At 49.7% G+C, this 17,889-nt stretch carries 15 protein-coding genes; 12 read left to right on the plus strand and 3 right to left on the minus strand.

Going from position 1 to position 17,889, the window contains the following annotated elements; genetic code table 11:
- The first annotated feature begins 456 nt into the window (after nt 1-456).
- The 9 genes from gltB (at nt 457) to ACXAG2_RS11685 (ending at nt 11,053) form a co-directional block, all read left to right on the plus strand.
- A complete protein-coding gene (gene gltB, locus ACXAG2_RS11645; RefSeq protein WP_474867143.1) occupies nt 457-4,923 on the plus strand; it encodes a glutamate synthase large subunit in 4,467 nt (1,488 codons plus the stop codon).
- Nucleotides 4,924-4,940: 17 nt separating this feature from the next.
- A complete protein-coding gene (locus ACXAG2_RS11650; RefSeq protein ID WP_119502283.1) occupies nt 4,941-6,356 on the plus strand; it encodes an FAD-dependent oxidoreductase in 1,416 nt (471 codons plus the stop codon).
- A 189-nt stretch (nt 6,357-6,545) separates the two neighbouring features.
- A complete protein-coding gene (locus ACXAG2_RS11655; protein WP_119502285.1) occupies nt 6,546-6,905 on the plus strand; it encodes a hypothetical protein in 360 nt (119 codons plus the stop codon).
- A gap of 163 nt (nt 6,906-7,068) precedes the next feature.
- A complete protein-coding gene (locus ACXAG2_RS11660) occupies nt 7,069-7,656 on the plus strand; it encodes a DUF2726 domain-containing protein (protein ID WP_119502286.1) in 588 nt (195 codons plus the stop codon).
- A gap of 160 nt (nt 7,657-7,816) precedes the next feature.
- Nucleotides 7,817-8,512, plus strand: a complete 696-nt coding sequence (locus tag ACXAG2_RS11665; RefSeq protein ID WP_119502287.1) for a 5'-methylthioadenosine/adenosylhomocysteine nucleosidase — start codon at nt 7,817-7,819, stop codon at nt 8,510-8,512.
- 14 nt (nt 8,513-8,526) lie between these two features.
- Entirely contained in the window at nt 8,527-9,480 is a 954-nt protein-coding gene (locus ACXAG2_RS11670; RefSeq protein ID WP_474843130.1) for a cobalamin biosynthesis protein CobD/CbiB, read from the plus strand.
- Between the two features lie 116 nt (nt 9,481-9,596).
- Nucleotides 9,597-10,007: a rhodanese-like domain-containing protein gene (locus ACXAG2_RS11675; protein WP_119502289.1), complete on the plus strand. Its 411-nt coding sequence runs from the start codon at nt 9,597-9,599 to the stop codon at nt 10,005-10,007.
- Nucleotides 10,008-10,079: 72 nt separating this feature from the next.
- Complete coding sequence (locus ACXAG2_RS11680; protein ID WP_119502290.1) at nt 10,080-10,469, plus strand: DUF2721 domain-containing protein; 390 nt, start codon at nt 10,080-10,082, stop codon at nt 10,467-10,469.
- The gene (locus ACXAG2_RS11685; RefSeq protein WP_474867146.1) at nt 10,466-11,053 is read left to right on the plus strand and encodes a GNAT family N-acetyltransferase; all 588 of its coding nucleotides are present in this window, start codon (nt 10,466-10,468) and stop codon (nt 11,051-11,053) included. Before ACXAG2_RS11680 ends, ACXAG2_RS11685 begins: the two co-directional genes overlap by 4 nt.
- Nucleotides 11,054-11,148: 95 nt before the next feature.
- Here the strand turns inward: ACXAG2_RS11685 and tyrS are convergent, their stop codons facing one another.
- Nucleotides 11,149-12,351, minus strand: a complete 1,203-nt coding sequence (gene tyrS, locus ACXAG2_RS11690) for a tyrosine--tRNA ligase (protein WP_119502292.1) — start codon at nt 12,349-12,351, stop codon at nt 11,149-11,151.
- Between the two features lie 181 nt (nt 12,352-12,532).
- On the opposite strand from tyrS, the gene ACXAG2_RS11695 reads away from it, so the two are divergent.
- Nucleotides 12,533-13,846: an OapA family protein gene (locus ACXAG2_RS11695; RefSeq protein WP_474843137.1), complete on the plus strand. Its 1,314-nt coding sequence runs from the start codon at nt 12,533-12,535 to the stop codon at nt 13,844-13,846.
- 95 nt (nt 13,847-13,941) lie between these two features.
- Nucleotides 13,942-14,880 (plus strand): D-2-hydroxyacid dehydrogenase, encoded by a 939-nt coding sequence (locus tag ACXAG2_RS11700; protein ID WP_474867148.1) that lies wholly within the window; start codon nt 13,942-13,944, stop codon nt 14,878-14,880.
- A 3-nt stretch (nt 14,881-14,883) separates the two neighbouring features.
- On the opposite strand, the gene ACXAG2_RS11705 is transcribed toward ACXAG2_RS11700, so the two are convergent.
- Together ACXAG2_RS11705 and erpA are read right to left on the minus strand one after the other, a co-directional pair.
- Entirely contained in the window at nt 14,884-15,456 is a 573-nt protein-coding gene (locus ACXAG2_RS11705) for a glutathione S-transferase family protein (protein ID WP_474867260.1), read from the minus strand.
- Nucleotides 15,457-15,586: 130 nt separating this feature from the next.
- Nucleotides 15,587-15,931 carry an iron-sulfur cluster insertion protein ErpA gene (gene erpA / locus ACXAG2_RS11710; RefSeq protein ID WP_119502295.1) on the minus strand — a complete coding sequence of 115 codons (345 nt, stop codon included), beginning with the start codon at nt 15,929-15,931 and terminating at the stop codon, nt 15,587-15,589.
- 480 nt (nt 15,932-16,411) lie between these two features.
- Between erpA and ACXAG2_RS11715 the strand changes: the two genes are divergently transcribed.
- A complete protein-coding gene (locus ACXAG2_RS11715) occupies nt 16,412-17,884 on the plus strand; it encodes a NarK family nitrate/nitrite MFS transporter (protein WP_474867150.1) in 1,473 nt (490 codons plus the stop codon).
- Nucleotides 17,885-17,889 lie beyond the last annotated feature (5 nt).

The following is a 17,889-nucleotide window of genomic DNA, read 5'->3' on the forward strand; positions in this document are numbered from 1 at the left end:
AGCCACACCCTGCATTTCCATATAAATAAACATTTTTTATGAATGATTATTCACAATTAACCTCTTATTCTTTTTTAGACTTTAGTATAAACATACTAATTTGATAAAAAAGTGAGCGTTCAGCTCAAAATCCAATCAGCGGCGATTTCAAATTAAGATGTTGATTTAAAATGATTTTATGTAACTTATTCAAAATACATAAGGTCTTCACATTTTTATCATTTGATTTTATATGCCAATGTATGTATTTTGTACGGCCCGCTAAGCAATAGTGCATAAAAATGCGGTTAACGACTGGCGTCCTACTAATAATAATTAACGACATAAAAAGGCGCTTAGAGTATGGTGAAAACTGGCTCGTAAATAGACGTCTACACTAATGTTGCGATGCGTGTCCTGCGCGGAACACGATCCAACACATGCCTTGTCCAGTCGAAGGTTGAAGGAGTTTTTAAGATGAGTTTATATAATCCCAATGATTCCCGGGATAACTGTGGCTTTGGTCTTATTGCCCACACTCACGGGGAAGCCAGCCATAAACTGGTAACGACTGCAATCCAGGGCCTGGACAGAATGCAGCACCGTGGCGGTATTGCTGCCGACGGTAAAACCGGTGACGGCTGCGGATTGCTACTGCAAAAACCGGATGCCTTTTTTCAGGCTATCGCCGACGAGAACGGCTGGAAGCTGAGTAAGAAATATGCCGTAGGCATGATTTTTTTGAGTCAGGACGACACACTGGCACAAGCTGCCAGAGACATTCTTAACGAAGAGCTGGAAAAAGAAACACTGAATGTTGTGGGCTGGCGCAAAGTGCCGGTAAACCACGATGTATTAGGTGAACTGGCTCTGACCGGTGTACCGCAGATTGAGCAGGTTTTTGTGAATGCTCCTGCGGGCTGGCGTAAACGCGACGTAGAACGTCGTTTGTTTATGGTTCGCCGCCGTGCCGAGAAACGTCTGGAAAAAGACAAAGACTTCTATGTAGCCTGTTTATCCGGCTTAGTCACCATCTATAAAGGTCTGGTGATGCCGAAAGATCTGCCTGCCTTCTATGCAGATTTGGCTGACGAACGTCTGAAAAGTGCGATTTGTGTATTCCACCAGCGCTTCTCTACCAACACATTACCTAAATGGCCTCTTGCGCAGCCTTTCCGTTTTCTTGCGCACAATGGTGAAATTAACACGATCAAAGGTAACCGTGACTGGGCGATGGCCCGTACCGGTAAGTTCTCAACGCCTTTGATTCCGGACCTGAAAGATGCTGCACCTTATGTAAATACAACAGGTTCTGACTCATCTTCTCTGGATAACATGCTGGAATTATTCCTGGCAGGCGGCATGGACTTATTCCGTGCAATGCGTCTGCTTGTGCCACCAGCGTATCAAAATAACAAAACCATGGACGAAAGCCTGCGTGCGTTCTACGAGTTTAACTCAATGCACATGGAACCATGGGACGGTCCTGCCGGTATCGTACTGACAAACGGTCGCCACGTTGCCTGTAACCTTGACCGTAATGGTCTGCGCCCTGCCCGCTACGTGATCACCAAAAATGGTTTCATCACGCTGGCTTCAGAAGTAGGTATCTGGGATTACAGCGAAGCTGACGTGGTAGAAAAAGGCCGCGTTGGTCCGGGCGAAATGCTCGCCGTTGATACCTATAACGGTAAGATCTGGCGTTCCAATGAAATCGACGCAGAGCTGAAAGACCGTCACCCGTACAAAGAGTGGCTGGAAAAACACATCCGTCACCTGACGCCAATTGAGCAGATGGATTCTTCTGAATTAGGTAAGCGTGTCTTCGATGACGACACCATTGAGGTTTACCACAAGCTGTTCAACTACAGCTACGAAGAAATTCAGCAAGTGGTGAAGGTTCTGGCCAAAGATGGTCAGGAAGCAGTGGGCTCTATGGGTGACGATACCCCGATGGCCGTTCTGTCTTCGAAGTCCCGTACTGTTTATGACTACTTCCGTCAGCAGTTTGCACAGGTTACTAACCCGCCAATCGATCCGCTGCGTGAGAATCACGTCATGTCGCTGGCTACCTGTATCGGTCGTGAGCAGAACGTATTCAGCGAAACTTCGGGTTACGCCGACCGCGTATTGTTCTCATCGCCGGTGCTGGTTTATACCGACCTGAAGCAGTTGCGTGAGTTTAATCCGGATAACTACTATTCAGAGAAAGTTGACCTGCAATATAAACAGGAAGAGGGCTTGCGTAAGGCCATCGAACGTATCTGTAACGAAGTGGAATATCTGGTTAAACAGAAGCGTGCTGCATTCGTTATTCTGTCAGACCGCAACATCAAGAAAGACAGACTGACCATTCCTGCCGCTATGGCGACCGGTGCGGTGCATCGTCGTCTGGTTGAAAAAGCACTGCGTTGCGACGCAAACGTTGTGGTTGAAACTGCTTCAGCCCGTGACCCGCATCACTTTGCTGTACTCATTGGCCTGGGTGCAACGGCTGTTTATCCGTTCCTTGCCTATGAAACTATTGAGCAACTGTGCGAAAAAGGCGAGCTGACCTGCTCTGTCACAGACGCAGTATTGAATTACCGTAAAGGTATCAATAAAGGCCTGTATAAAATCATGTCAAAGATGGGTATCAGCACCGTGGCCAGCTACCGCTGCTCCAAGCTGTTTGAAGCCATCGGTGTCAACAAAGATGTGGTTAACCTTTGCTTTAACGGCGTACCTTCACGTATTCAGGGTGCCGGCTTTGAAGATTTCGAACAGGATGCGATTAACCTTAACCGCATTGCCTGGCTGAAGCGTAAGCCTCTGTCTCACGGTGGTCTGCTGAAATATGTTCACGGCGGCGAGTATCACGCCTACAACCCGGATGTGGTGAAATCACTGCAAACTGCAGTGGTTTCCGGTGAATACAGCGATTATCAGGTTTATGCAAAACACGTCAATGAGCGCGCACCAGCACACTTCCGTGACTTGCTGAAGCTGAATTCGCCCAATGAAGCCATTGATATCAGCGAAGTCGAAGGGGCGGAAAAACTGTTCCCCCGTTTCGATACCGCAGCGATGTCTATCGGTGCATTGAGCCCTGAAGCCCACGAAGCGCTTGCCATTGCAATGAACCGCTTAGGTGGCCAGTCGAACTCTGGTGAAGGTGGCGAACACCCTTCCCGCTTTGGCACAGAAAAGAACTCTAAAATTAAGCAGGTGGCTTCCGGCCGCTTCGGTGTAACCCCGCACTATCTGGTTAACGCAAATGTTATCCAGATCAAAGTGGCACAGGGTGCAAAACCGGGCGAAGGTGGTCAGTTGCCGGGTGACAAGGTTAACAAGTACATTGCGCAACTGCGTTTCTCTGTACCTGGTGTAACCCTGATTTCACCACCACCTCATCACGATATTTACTCTATCGAAGATTTGGCTCAGCTTATTTTTGACCTTAAGCAGGTTAACCCTACCGCCCTGATTTCAGTGAAACTGGTATCAGAGCCGGGCGTAGGCACTATCGCTACCGGTGTAGCGAAAGCGTATGCTGACCTCATTACCATTTCCGGTTATGACGGTGGTACAGGTGCAAGCCCGCTGACGTCTGTTAAGTACGCCGGCAGCCCCTTCGAGCTGGGTCTGGCGGAAACACAACAGGCACTGATTGAAAACGGTCTGCGTCACAAAGTACGTGTACAAACCGACGGTGGTCTGAAAACCGGTCTGGACGTTATCAAAGCAGCCTGTATGGGGGCTGAAAGCTTCGGTTTCGGTACTGGTCCGATGGTCGCGTTAGGCTGTAAATACCTGCGAATTTGTCACCTGAACAACTGTGCGACAGGTGTTGCAACTCAGGATCAAAAGCTGCGTGAAGAACACTTCATCGGCTTGCCTGAGATGGTAATGAACTACTTTAAGTTCATTGCTCAGGAAGTGCGGGAACTTATGGCCGCAATGGGCGTACGTAAGTTCGATGAACTGGTAGGGCGCACTGATCTGTTGAAAGTTATCGACGGCATTTCAGCGAAACAAAACAAACTGGATCTGTCACCACTGCTGGCAACCCCGGTTGAAGGCGAGCATACCCGTCTGTTCTGTTCAGAAACCACTAACCAGCCGCTGGATAAAGGTGAGCTGAATGCGAAGATTCTGGACGATGCCCGAAACGCTGTGCGTGAAGGCAAAGGTATCCGTCTAAGCTACCCAATCCGCAACACTGACCGTTCAGTGGGCGCCATGTTGTCTGGTGAAATCGCCAAACATCACGGAAACCATGATATGGAAGATGTGCCGGTTGAAATACAGTTTACCGGTACTGCGGGCCAGAGCTTCGGCGTATGGAACGCAGGTGGTCTGCACATGCGTATTGAAGGTGATGCCAACGATTACGTGGGTAAAGGTATGACTGGCGGTAAGCTGGTTATCTATCCGCCTAAGAACATCAGTTTCGATGCACATAACAGTGCCATCATGGGTAACACCTGTCTGTACGGTGCTACCGGCGGTAAACTGTTTGCTGCCGGCCGTGCCGGTGAACGTTTCGGTGTGCGTAACTCAGGCGTAACCGCCGTGGTTGAAGGTATCGGTGACAACGGTTGTGAATACATGACCGGTGGTATTGTTGCTGTACTGGGCCCGGTTGGCGTTAACTTTGGTGCCGGTATGACAGGTGGCTTCGCTTACCTGTACGACGAAAACGGTGACCTTGATAACCGCGTTAACCCTGAACTGGTTGAAATCATGGATATTGGCGACAAGGCCATTCTGTCAGAGCACTTACGTGGTCTGATTAACCAGCACTATGAAGAAACAGGCAGTGAACACTCATTGTCATTGCTGACGAACTTTGCTGAGTCGGTAAAACGCTTTAAGTTAATTAAGCCGAAAACCAGTGACGTTAAAAACCTGTTGGGCCATATCAGCCGTTCGAGTGACGAGCTGCGGATCCAGGCGCAATAAGAGAGGTAGGTGAAGTAATGGCTAAAAATGTATACCAATTTGTTGACGTTGAACGGATTGACCCGCCGAAAAAACCTATCATGGTGCGTAAGGGTGAGTTCGCTGAAATTTATCAACCGTTAACGCAATCACAAACCGAAGGCCAGGCAGACCGCTGCCTGGACTGCGGTAACCCTTATTGCGAGTGGAAGTGTCCGGTTCACAACTACATTCCGCAGTGGCTGAGTCTTGCGAATGAAGGTCGTATTATTGAAGCGGCAGAACTTTCTCATAAAACGAACAGCTTGCCGGAAGTTTGCGGCCGTGTCTGTCCGCAGGACCGTTTATGTGAAGGTGCCTGTACGCTGAATGACGAGTTCGGCGCTGTGACTATCGGTAGTATTGAAAAATACATCACCGACACCGCCTTCGAAATGGGCTGGCGTCCGGATATGTCTGACGTAGTCTGGACAGACAAGAAAGTCGCTATCGTTGGTGCCGGTCCTGCAGGTCTTGCCTGTGCAGATATTCTGGTACGTAACGGTGTGAAGCCGGTTGTTTTCGACAAGTACGAAGAAATCGGCGGCCTGTTAACCTTCGGTATTCCTTCGTTCAAGCTGGAAAAAGACGTGATTAAACGTCGTCGTGAAATTTTTACCGAAATGGGTGTGGAGTTCAGACTCAATACTGAAATCGGTAAAGATATCGACTTCCAGGCGCTGCTTGATGAATACGATTCAGTGTTCCTCGGTATGGGTACGTACAAGTCCATGCAAGGCGGATTCGACAATGAGCACGTGGAAGGCGTTTTCGATGCCCTGCCGTTCCTGATTGCGAATACTAACCGTGTAATGGGGCTGGAAAAAGATCCTGCTGATTTTGTCGACATGAAAGACAAAACCGTTGTTGTGCTGGGTGGTGGTGATACCACTATGGACTGCGTACGTACGTCTATCCGTCAGGGCGCAAAACGCGTAATTTGTGCTTATCGCCGTGATGAAGAAAGCATGCCCGGTTCACGCAAGGAAGTACAGAACGCGAAAGAAGAAGGTGTGGAATTCGTCTTCAATGTACAACCACTGGATATCGCGCTGACCGGTGAAGGCACTGCAGCCGGTGTTAAACTGGTTAAAACTGAAATGGGTCCGCCGGACATCAACGGTCGTCGTCGTCCTGTTGAGGTGGAAGGTTCAGAGCACGTGCTTGAAGCGGATGCGGTTATCATCGCCTTCGGTTTCCAGCCAAGCCCTGCCAGCTGGTTTGCTGACTACGGTATTATCCTGGATGAAAAGGGTCGTGTTATCGCCCCTGCCGGTGGTAAGTACGCTTATCAGACTGCTAACCCGAAAATCTTCGCCGGTGGCGATATGGTTCGGGGCAGTGATCTGGTTGTAACCGCCATTGACGAAGGCCGTAAAGCGGCCGACGGCATCATGGATTACCTCGGCGTTTAATACGGCTCAAAGCAAAAAAACGAAAGCCACGGGATGAGAATTCCGTGGCTTTTTTCGTTTCTGAAGATCAACCGCCGATACTTGAGTGTGTGCCGGTATACCTATGCTTTATTGCCGGTTAAGGGGTTCTTGCCTATAGTTTTACTCATCTGTTAAGCATCCATTCCGCTTAATAAAGGGAGAGTAAAAATGAACAAAAAGACGTGCAGTATGATTGCAGCGACTCTGCTGTGTACGGCTTCGTTATCTGTGGCTGCAGCGCCTGACACATCCGCCTGTCCGGCAGACTTTCACACGCTGACCATGCCGGATGACGCAAAGCAATGTCAGGTTTTCGACAGCGGACTGCCTGCCACGCTGGTGTTTTATTCCGCGACACCACAGCAAACACTCATCGACTACTACACGGCGCAGTATCCCGGTATGCAGGTCGCAGCAACAGTACAGGGCAGAACGTTACTCACTGCAGCTAACGACAGTGTGCGGGTTATCATTTCCCCTGATCACGAAGGTTCTCAGGTAGATATGATGATTGTTAAGGCCAACTGAGACCTGTCAGCCTCTTCCCAGCTCCTCTGTGCCGGACGCTCTCCCGACCTTGCAAATTTTTAGCGGTCTGGCACTTCCTTTGCAAAATCCAGCTTGTTGACTAATTCACGACACAAAACGTCACTTTTTTGACGTATGTGATTTTGCTTTCGCGGGGATCAATATGGAACTGGCTATAATTTTAATGATGTTACTGATTGTGGTGGCTCTGGGCGCCATGAAATTGTCGGACAGCGGTGTAAGCTTTCCTTTTCGCAGTAAACCTCAGCTGTTCACACCGGTAGAACATAATTTTCTGAAACTGATTGAGCAGGCAGTGGGCCGTGAATTCCGCATCGTTTGCAGGGTTCGCCTGAGCGATGTACTGGCAGTAAGAGCAAAAGCCAGTAAAAAGCAGGGCTCCAGCGCCATGTCACGGGCGTCTTCAAAGCAACTGGATTACGTGTTGTGTGACCGCGACGACATGACGCCTGTTATGGCTATCGACCTTGTTTATAACGATGGCAAGAACAAATACAAATCCCAGCGCGACTTTTTTGTCAGCGGCGCGCTGGATGCAGCAGGATTGCCTCATGTGCGCATTAAGGTGAAAACCGGTTATACCACTGAAGAGATCCGCGAATGTATCGAAAGCAAGCTGGTGCCTTACCGCCGCAAACAGCAACGTATTGCGCAGGCGCCGACGCTTAACCCTGCACCGAATAAACGCCCGACACGTCCGGTGCGTTCAAGCCGGGCAGCGGCTGCTTAATTTACCTTTTACTCTCCGGGTCGGTATTCTCCCCAAGGTACCGACCCATTTTCCCCTAATTTCTGTCAGTTTCTTCACTTTCATATTACCATTAACAATCATGACTTAACGGACCCGCGCACACCCAGTTCGCCGGGCGGTACATCGACGGAACATATTTATGAAAATCGGTATTCTTGGCGCAATGGATCAGGAAATTGCACTGTTACAGGCATCTCTGACAGATTGTGAAACCCGACAGTGGAAACATCTGACCTTTTACACCGGCACCCTGCATGGCGCTGAAGTCGTGCTGGTAAAATGCGGTATTGGTAAAGTTGCTTCAGCCCTTGCCACAACAGCACTTATCGAGCAATACACGCCTGATTATGTTGTTAATACCGGTTCAGCCGGCGGCTTCGATCCGGCGCTGAATATCGGTGATGTGGTCGTCGGCAGTGCAGTGAAATATCACGATGTGGATATTACCCATTTTGGTTATGAACTTGGGCAATGTGCCGGTATGCCGCCACAATACGACTGCGATCCCCGGCTTGTTGAAGCTGCTACCGCCGCGGCACAGGACATCACCCATATCCAGAACACCACTGGCATGATTTGTACCGGCGATTCCTTTGTCGGTTCAGATGAAGCGGCACAGAAAATTAAAGACACTTTTCCGGCAATGAAGGCCTGTGAAATGGAAGGCGCAGCCATCGGACAAACCTGTTTTATGCTGGAAACACCGTTTCTGGTGATCCGTTCTTTGTCTGATATCGCCGGCAAGACATCATCAGTGTCCTTCGAGGCATATCTGGAAACCGCAGCGAAGCACTCTGCTGAACTGGTTATGGGAATGATTGCCCGTCTGGCCTGAGCATAGTGTTAAGCATGGACGCCCTGCTCCACAGCCCCTTATTACAAAATCTCGCCCTGCTGTTGGTGGTTATCGCCATCGACAGCCTTTGGCGCTGGCCTCCCAAATACCACCCGTTAACCGTATTCCGCCTGCTGGCGGCCGGGATGGCGACAAAAGTAAAACCCAAATCCACTGACAGCCCTTCCCAACACCGGATATCCGGCGCACTGGGTGCCATTGTACTTATCGTGCCTTTCACTGTGCTTACCGGTTTGCTGGTTACCATGGCTGAATATCCGCTGTTTTTCGAAGCAGTCATTTTGCTCTGCGTCATGGACTTCGCTCAGGTGAGATGGCACTACAATGCTGTCGTCACCGCCCTTGGCAGAGAAAAGAAAGTCCTTGCCAGAGAAATGGTGTCCCACTTCGTCGCCCGCGACTGTGCTCGTCTGTCAGATATCGGTATTGCTAAAGCTGCCATGGAAAGTTTACTGCTCAGGTTCTGCTACCAGTTTTGCGGTGTGGTTTTTTGGTTTCTGATTGCCGGTCCGGTGGCAGCACTGCTGTATCGTCTGCTGCTCTTATTCAGCTGGCAGTGGCACTGGCGAAACCCCGGCTTCTACTGGTTTGCCCTGCCCGTTCGCAGGGTCACCCGGCTGCTCTCGCTGGTCCCTGCATTTACCGGTGCAATATTACTGGCACTGTCAACACATCCGGTTGCCGGATTTAAAGCGCTCTCACAGGCAAGATCCAGAGACAGCACCTCACTGCTGCTGGCGTTATGTGGCGGGAGCTTAGGGATCCGGCTGGGTGGCCCGGCCATTTACTCAGGGAATATGATCCGGTACAGCCGGGTCGGCGGCCACCGCGAGGTACGCTTTTCAGACATGACACATTGTCGTCAGGCTGTTACCAGAGCGGTTTTACTGCTGCTGGGGATCACTGTTGTGATCTTTTCTGCCCTGCACGCACTATATGCTTTTTAATACTGTGCAAACTGCCCGGGATGTAAAAGGGTTCTGCACGCCTTGTTCAAATAGTGTACACTGCACCGGAAACACAGGTTAAAACAGATATACGGAACATAGTGACGGATAACCTCATGCGCAAAATCATTGTTGTTTCTGCTCTTATTATCGTTGCCGTTGTTGCAACAACCTTTTACTGGCCAAAAGAAGCCGAAGCCGACGGATTCCGCTCAGTTCAGGCAACGCCTTTCATGCTGGAAAAAGTGAAAGCCGACGAGTGGTTACTCATCGACGTGCGTACTCCGCAGGAATACGCTGACGGCCATATTCCCGGCGCCATCAACATGCCTCACGAAGCCATCGGCGACTATGTGGAACAGCTGAATGATGCCAAAGACAAACCTATCATTATTTACTGCCGCTCCGGGCGTCGGGCGCAAATAGCAATGCAGATGCTGGAACAGAAGCAGTTCACCGGTATCAGTCACCTTGAAGGCGATATGCTGGGCTGGACAGAAGCCGGTTTGCCCGTAGAGAGAATGTGATTGCTTGCCTGTATGGCAGAAACCGGATTAAGCTGGTAGTATTCCGCGCTTTCATTTTAAGCAGATACGTCAATGCAGATAGATATTGCTACGCCGGCCATGTTGTTTCCGGCGATTTCACTGTTGCTCCTGGCTTACACGAACCGCTTCCTGACACTGGCAACGATAATCCGTAACTTTGCCCGTGAAAACCGCGACGAAAACACACAGGCGCAAATCCGTAACCTGCGCCAGCGCATTTTATTCATAAAACGCATGCAGATAGCCGGTGTTGTCAGCTTTTTCCTGTGTGTCTTATCCATGCTTGCCATTTACCTGACGTATCAGCTGGCCGGAAACTGGATATTCGCCTCCAGTCTGGTGTGTCTGATGTATTCATTGTGGATGTCTGTGCGGGAAATCCTGATCTCTGTTGAAGCACTGGATTTCCATCTGGATGGCATAAAAGATAATAAAAAATGAAAAACAATAAGCCATCAGCCAGCGATATTACTTACGTCCCCCTTGCGCCGGAGCACTTTGAAGGCGTGTTGTTATTAGGCAACCGCATTCAGGGTGACGGTTATCTGTCTCATTTCTCTCTGGAAGAAATGTATCATAAGGGCTGGCACGACAATATTAATGCCAGCTACGTTGCTCTGTACAACGGTGAGATCGCCGGATTCAGACTGACCTTTGCCCACTCCCACTGGCAGCCTGACGAATGGTGTTCTGTGGCAGAGTGGCCGGTGGATCCGTCACGGGTGTGTTATTTCAAATGTAATACGGTAGACGATCGTCTGCAGGGATGTGGCATTGGCAGCCGGTTGCTGGAAATCGCCACACAAAAAGCGAAGGAACAGGGTGCCCTGGCGGGCCTGGCCCATATCTGGCTGGGTAGTCCGGGTAACAGTGCCTTTCGTTATTTCAGTAAAAACGGCGGTAAACTGATTGCCAGACACCCCGGCAAATGGCGTTATGCTTCCATCCATGAAGGCTATGATTGCCCTGTTTGTCCCGGTTATTGTGAATGCGAAGGGGCAGAAATGATGATTGTATTTCCGTAATCAGCCACTGCCCGCTACGGTAAATACACATCAACAGCCATTAAAAAACCCGCAATCATGCGGGTTTTCTTATTTCTGCGGCGGACACCGGAAAATTATGCTGTCAGTGTAACTCTGGCAAACTTACGTTTACCCACCTGATACACGGCTTCACCGGCTTCTGTGATCACCAGACGGGTATCTTCGACTTTTTCACCGTCAATCTTCACCGCGCCCTGCTTAATCATACGCATGGCATCAGAGGTAGAACCCACCAGCCCCGCTTCTTTCAGCAGGTTACCGATGGCAATCCCGTCAGCTTCCATGGCAACAGACACTTCCGGCATGTCATCAGGGATGGCGTTTTTCTGGAAACGCTGAATAAAGTCCTGATGCGCACCTTCTGCTGCAGCTTCGTCGTGGAAACGGGCGATGATCTCTTTTGCCAGTTCGATTTTGATATCACGGGGATTCGCACCGGCTTCAACCTTCGCTTTCAGTTCTGCCACTTCTTCAAGAGGACGGAAGCTCAGCAGGTCATAGTAACGCCACATCAGATCATCAGAAATCGACATCACTTTACCAAACATATCGTTCGGCGCATCAGTAATACCGATGTAGTTATTCAGCGATTTAGACATTTTCTGCACGCCGTCTAAACCTTCCAGCAGTGGTACCATCACTACCGCCTGCTGGCTCAGACCGTTCTCTTTTTGCAGCTCACGGCCCATTAACAGATTAAAGCGCTGATCAGTGCCGCCCAGCTCAACATCTGATTTCAGTGCAACAGAATCATAACCCTGAACCAGCGGGTACAGGAATTCGTGAATAGCGATTGGCTGACCACCGTTGTAACGCTTTTTGAAGTCATCACGCTCAAGCATACGGGCTACCGTCTGGCTGGCCGCCAGTTTGATCATACCAGCCGCACCCAGCGCATCCATCCACTCAGAGTTAAAACGAATCTGCGTTTTCTCTTTATCGAGGATTTTGAATACCTGTTCCTGATACGTTTTAGCGTTTTCCAATACCTGTTCTTTGCTTAAAGGCTTGCGTGTCACGTTTTTACCGGTAGGATCACCGATAAGACCGGTGAAATCACCGATCAGGAACACAACGTTATGGCCTAACTGCTGAAAGGTGCGAAGTTTATTAATCAGGACGGTGTGACCCAAATGTAAGTCTGGTGCCGTAGGATCGAAACCAGCCTTGATGGTCAGCGTCTTGCCTGACTTGAGTTTTTCAATTAACTCTTCTTCAGGCAGGATCTCATCCGTACCCCGTTTAATTTCAGCTAAAGCGGTTTGCCAATCGGTCATGCTCGTTCCACACTTATTACATTTACTGGGAAAATTTAATCGGGGCATTTTACGCATCCCGGTGAACCTTTGAAAGACTTGACCGTCAAAAATCGGCTTCCTGTGCGATCTAATCATGAAATTACAGGTGCTTTGGTGGAAAGTCGTGCTGTAACACGATATTCTCAGGCTGGGCAGTAATATGAGATTGAAATTTACCGTGGTTCTGAAAACATTCAAAAATCTTCCCAAACCACACCGGACCGGATTGGTGATCGCCAGTTTTTTACTGGGTGGTCTTATTCTTCTTCCTTCTGAACCGGTCGAAGCAAGTCGTCATCAGGAATCCCTGATTTTAGACGCAGGTGTGCGTTACCCTGTTGCGCTTTCAGTCATTGAAACGCCGGAAATCTATGTCGAAGAAGACGAGGGTAACTGGGAAACATTCAAAGTGGGTCGTGGCGACACACTGGCTAAAATATTCAAGCGTGCAGGTTTTTCTGCCCGCGATACTTATGACGTGACTCAGGCAGGCGAACTGGCAAAAACCCTGGTCACCCTGATTCCGGGTGACGAGTTGCAGTTGCGCGCCGGTGAAGATGGCAGTTTTGACGGACTGCGTTACGCCATTTCTTATAAAGAAGCGTTGCTTATCAAGCGCAATGCTGAAGACGATGGCCTCACCGCTCAGCTGGAAGCGAAAGAAATCGAAACCCGCTACAGCTTTGCACAGGGTGAAATCGACTCCAGCTTCTGGAATGCAGGTGTTGATGCCGGTCTGACCGACAATCAGATCATGCACCTTGCGGGTATTTTCGGCTGGGATATTGACTTCGCTATGGGTATCCGTCAGGGCGATTTGTTCAATATCGTGTATGAAGAAAATTATATCGACGGCGAATTTGTGGGCTACGGCGATATCGTTGCCGCTGAATTTGTGAATCAGGGTGAGCGCTTTGTTGCTATCCAGCATGATGACGGCAATTACTATACGCCGGAAGGCCGCAGCATGCGTAAAAGCTTTTTACGTGCGCCGATTAACTTCAAATACGTGAGCTCTAACTTTACTAAAGCCCGTTTCCATCCGGTGCAGAAACGCTGGAAATCTCACAACGGTACAGACTACGTGGCAGCCGTCGGTACGCCAATCATGGCCGCCGGTGACGGTAAGGTTATTGAAGCGTCGTATAACCGCTTTAATGGTAACTACGTGTTCATTCAGCATGGTGAGAAATACGTCACCAAGTACCTGCACCTTAAAAAGCGTGGTGTGAAGCGTGGTGACACGGTGAAACAGGGCCAGACAGTAGGCTATCTTGGTTCAACAGGTATGGTAACCGGCGCTCACCTTCACTATGAATTTCTGGTAGATGGTGTACACCGTAACCCCAGAACCGTAGAGTTGCCGAAAGCGCGTCCTATCGACTCATCAGAAAAAGACGCCTTTATGAAAATTGCTGAGGTACGCTTAGGTCAGCTGGATAACACCAAGCGTCTGATGCTGGCGATGAAATAAGCCTGTCGCGCAGACAATGAACATACTGAAAATGCCCGCTATGCGGGCATTTTTGTTCCCGCACAATGAAATATAAACAACAACCGGTATGCCCTATGAACACCCATAAGCTGGCAGTGCTCAGCAATGAAGCGCAGGAATATGCGCCGTTGATCCCCGCATTACTCCCTGACAACGTGGTACTTGATTGCATTACAACGGAACCGGTGGATGTGGACAAAGACAGTGTCACCATTCTGCTGGCGGATCCTGACCTTGCTGCCCTGGTGATCCCCCAAATGCCGGCACTGAAATGGTGTCAGTCGGTTTGGGCGGGCAACAGACCCTTACTGGCGCTGGACAGACAAGACTATCTGCTGACAGCAGCAAAGGGGATTTTCGGGGTACAGATGAGGGAATATGTATTTACCTGGCTGTTGCACTATTCCCGCTCTGTTGATGATTATGCACAAGCACAACGCAATGCTGTCTGGTCACCTCCCCGCTACGCCCGTTTGCAGGGTAAAACGCTCGGGATCACCGGCGCGGGTTCCATTGCGGATGCAATATTACCGGTGGCAGAAGTATTCGGGTTGAATATCATCGGGTTAAGCCGCAGTGGTAAACCGAAAGCAGGTTACACGGCGATGTACACGCAGGCGTCAGTGCATGAGTTTGCCGGCCGGTGCGATTTTGTACTGAATCTGATGCCGGATACGCCGGACACAAGAGGTTTACTGAATGCTGATTTCTTTTCTGCATTGCCCGGTGAATGTGTACTGATTAATGCCGGGCGGGGCTCTGCCATCGTAGAAGAGGATGTGCTCTTTTCACTGGATAACGGGCAATTGAAAGCCGCGGTACTGGATGTCTTTAATGAAGAACCATTGCCAGCCTCACACCCATTCTGGCAACACCCCAAAATCAAAATAACGCAGCACACCGCGGCGGAATCCCGCCCTGCCGATGTGGCTGCGCTATTTGCAGATAACTTACAGCGTTATTTATCCTGTCAGCCCCTGATGCATCAGTTCGATTTTACACGGGGCTATTAGTGCTTATCCGCGGGGATCAGTAGCGGTGACCTCTATCCGGTCAATGTGCTGTTCGCGGAAGGCTTTCAGCGCATCAAGACCGGAAAGGGGATGCAGTTCACGGAACTCAACCCAGTCAATAAGTGTAAATAACGCCACCGACGGATAACCCCAGCCATCAAACTCGCCGGCACTGACCATTTCATTCAGTAAGCCAAGCGTAGAAGCAATACGTTCTTTCTGCAGGCGGACAAACAACTGATCGTTGGTGGCCTCAATGCCTGAACGCTTCAGCATGAAAAGCTGAACAAACGAGTCGTTGGCACCGTCAATCATCGTCAACTGGTTTTCCTGGTCCCAGCTCAGAGGTGGCAAATCCAGCTTTGCCAGCAAATAACTGTGGATCACACGGGAGTCGAAGATTAACTGACCATCATCTTCAAGACACGGCACTTTCAGAGTAGGATTTTTAGATGCCAGTATGTCCCGGCCCTCACCCTCAAAGATGTTCAGATTAATAAATTCGTGCTCTGTAGCAGACAGCACGATGCGTATGCGGCGAACATAAGGCGATGTAACGGAGCCGTACAGTTTCATCATAAAATTCCTCAGCAACATTGAGAACAAAGTAATGACGACACAGTAACGGGTATAACCGGAAAATGGTACAGGGTGCACAGGTTAAATCAGACCGGTGCACCTGAGAGAATGATGAGTTACAGGATATTCAGATACTGAAGCTTGAACCACACCCGCAGGTGGTTGTGGCGTTGGGGTTATCCACCAGGAAGCGGGAACCTTCCAGACCGTCTACATAATCAACGGTACCGCCCACCAGATATTGCAGGCTCATAGGATCGACCACCAGCGTAACGCTGTCTTTTTCGATGGTCATGTCACCTTCATTTACCTTCTCGTCGAAAGTGAAGCCATACTGAAAGCCCGAGCAGCCACCGCCAGTGACATACACACGCAATTTCAGATTCGGATTTTCTTCCTCTGTGACCAGCTCTTTCACTTTCTTCGCAGCAGAATCAGAAAAATCGATTGGCAGCGCCATTTCTACAGACATAGTTACCTCGCAAAATACCACGGGCTTTCGCCCTGAAAACATCCCTGAACGTCTCACAACCCTGAACAGGCCGGGACCACACATCAGCTCAGTAGCAGAGCCGGTGAACGGGATATGGCTAATTATCTAATACCTGACCAAATCAATCAACTAATCCGCGCAATCCTGTGCTCCGCGACTCTGACCGGAAACTGCTGAAAACAACATTCGTTTGCACCACACGAAGACGAGCGCACCAAAACAATGCAACCGACATGGGCAACGTGTCCGGGTGAATTTCTAACTCATTGAAATCATGAAATAAAAAAACAGGCATGGTTTTCGCTAACTCTATGTCGGGTTAACATCCCATGCTTTCCAGCATAATGAGTTTTTACCACAGAGCCGGCCGAAGACCGGATGTGACACAATCTGTTATCAGGCAATGATGCCCGGCGTTGAACTATCAGCGCCGGGTTTTTTTATTTAAGGGCACAATCAATGAGTGTTGAAAAATTTAATCTTTTCTCCTTCACCGGAAAAATGAAAATTCTCCACCTGTCATGGATGGTCTTCTTCGTGACCTTCGTGGTGTGGTTCAACATGGCACCGCTTAAACAGGTGATCATGAATGATATGGGGCTGAGCATTGAAGAATGGAAGACCTTACTGATCCTCAATGTGGCGCTGACCATTCCGGCCCGAGTGATCATTGGTGCACTCACTGATAAATACGGCCCCCGCATCGTTTATTCCGCATTGCTTGCCGTCTGCTCTGTCCCCTGTTTTGTATTTGCCTTCGCCGACAATTTCACTCAGTTAGCTATCGCCCGTTTTGCTTTGGGCTTTATCGGCGCTGGTTTTGTCATTGGTATCCGTATGGTCAGTGAGTGGTTCCCTCCTAAAGAGTTGGGCACTGCCGAGGGTGTGTATGGTGGCTGGGGCAACTTTGGCTCTGCGGCTGCAGCATTTACCTTACCGGCGCTGGCGCTGCTGTTTGGCGGTGATGATGGCTGGCGCTACGCCGTTGCCCTTACCGGAGTACTTTGCCTGATCTTCAGTGTGATTTACTTCACCAACGTCACAGATACGCCCAAAGGCTCGACTTACTTCCGTCCGAAAAACCTGGGTGGGATGGAAGTCACCAGTAAAGGCGATTTCATCTTTCTGCTGGTGATGAAAACACCTATGTATGCCGCGCTGGCACTACTGAACTGGAAATTATCCCCGCAAGGCGTAGCCATGCTCAGCGAAAGTGTAGCGGTAACCCTCTATGTGCTACTGGCTGCGCTGTATCTTTTTGATGCCTGGTCTACCTTCAAAGTGAACCGCGAAATATTTAAAACGCCGGTTGCTCCTGAACACCGTTATGAGTTTAAACAGGTTGCGGTTCTGAACATCCTGTATTTTGCGACCTTTGGTTCAGAACTGGCCGTAGTTTCAATGTTACCGGCTTTCTTTGCTGAAACCTTTGAACTGTCAATGGCAACAGCCGGCCTGCTGGCGGGTATGTATGCATTTATGAATCTGATGTCCCGCCCCGGCGGTGGCTTAATTTCTGACAAGTTCGGCCGTAAGAAAACCCTGCTTATCCTCACCGCAGGTCTGGCACTGGGCTACTTCACGTTAAGTCATATTACCGGTCAATGGCCCGTCTGGCTGGCAGTCCTTGCCGTTATGGCTTGCTCTTTCTTCGTGCAATCCGGTGAAGGTGCTGTATTTGCCGTGGTGCCGCTCATCAAGCGTCGCCTGACCGGCCAGATAGCAGGAATGACAGGTGCTTACGGTAATGTGGGTGCGGTGACATATTTAACGGTTTACTCTTTTGTCGATGCCTCCGTCTTCTTCCTGGTGATCAGTGCCACTGCTGCACTGGGCTTTGTAGCACTGCTATTCATGCGTGAACCGGGAGGTACTATTACCGAAGTCAATGAAGATGGTACAGTTGAACTTATTCAGGTAGGTTCACACTAAGGCCC

The sequence above is a fragment of the Alteromonas sp. ABH4_456 genome, assembly GCF_056160645.1.

Coding starts and splice junctions, on each gene's coding strand:
- erpA (WP_119502295.1), bottom strand. CDS start 15,931: ATGTCTGTAGAAATGGCGCTGCCAATCGATTTTTCTGATTCTGCTGCG.
- ACXAG2_RS11685 (WP_474867146.1), top strand. CDS start 10,466: ATGAAAAACAATAAGCCATCAGCCAGCGATATTACTTACGTCCCCCTT.
- tyrS (WP_119502292.1), bottom strand. CDS start 12,351: ATGACCGATTGGCAAACCGCTTTAGCTGAAATTAAACGGGGTACGGAT.
- ACXAG2_RS11700 (WP_474867148.1), top strand. CDS start 13,942: ATGAACACCCATAAGCTGGCAGTGCTCAGCAATGAAGCGCAGGAATAT.
- ACXAG2_RS11715 (WP_474867150.1), top strand. CDS start 16,412: ATGAGTGTTGAAAAATTTAATCTTTTCTCCTTCACCGGAAAAATGAAA.
- ACXAG2_RS11705 (WP_474867260.1), bottom strand. CDS start 15,456: ATGAAACTGTACGGCTCCGTTACATCGCCTTATGTTCGCCGCATACGC.
- ACXAG2_RS11670 (WP_474843130.1), top strand. CDS start 8,527: ATGGACGCCCTGCTCCACAGCCCCTTATTACAAAATCTCGCCCTGCTG.
- ACXAG2_RS11680 (WP_119502290.1), top strand. CDS start 10,080: ATGCAGATAGATATTGCTACGCCGGCCATGTTGTTTCCGGCGATTTCA.
- gltB (WP_474867143.1), top strand. CDS start 457: ATGAGTTTATATAATCCCAATGATTCCCGGGATAACTGTGGCTTTGGT.
- ACXAG2_RS11695 (WP_474843137.1), top strand. CDS start 12,533: ATGAGATTGAAATTTACCGTGGTTCTGAAAACATTCAAAAATCTTCCC.
- ACXAG2_RS11655 (WP_119502285.1), top strand. CDS start 6,546: ATGAACAAAAAGACGTGCAGTATGATTGCAGCGACTCTGCTGTGTACG.
- ACXAG2_RS11650 (WP_119502283.1), top strand. CDS start 4,941: ATGGCTAAAAATGTATACCAATTTGTTGACGTTGAACGGATTGACCCG.
- ACXAG2_RS11660 (WP_119502286.1), top strand. CDS start 7,069: ATGGAACTGGCTATAATTTTAATGATGTTACTGATTGTGGTGGCTCTG.
- ACXAG2_RS11665 (WP_119502287.1), top strand. CDS start 7,817: ATGAAAATCGGTATTCTTGGCGCAATGGATCAGGAAATTGCACTGTTA.
- ACXAG2_RS11675 (WP_119502289.1), top strand. CDS start 9,597: ATGCGCAAAATCATTGTTGTTTCTGCTCTTATTATCGTTGCCGTTGTT.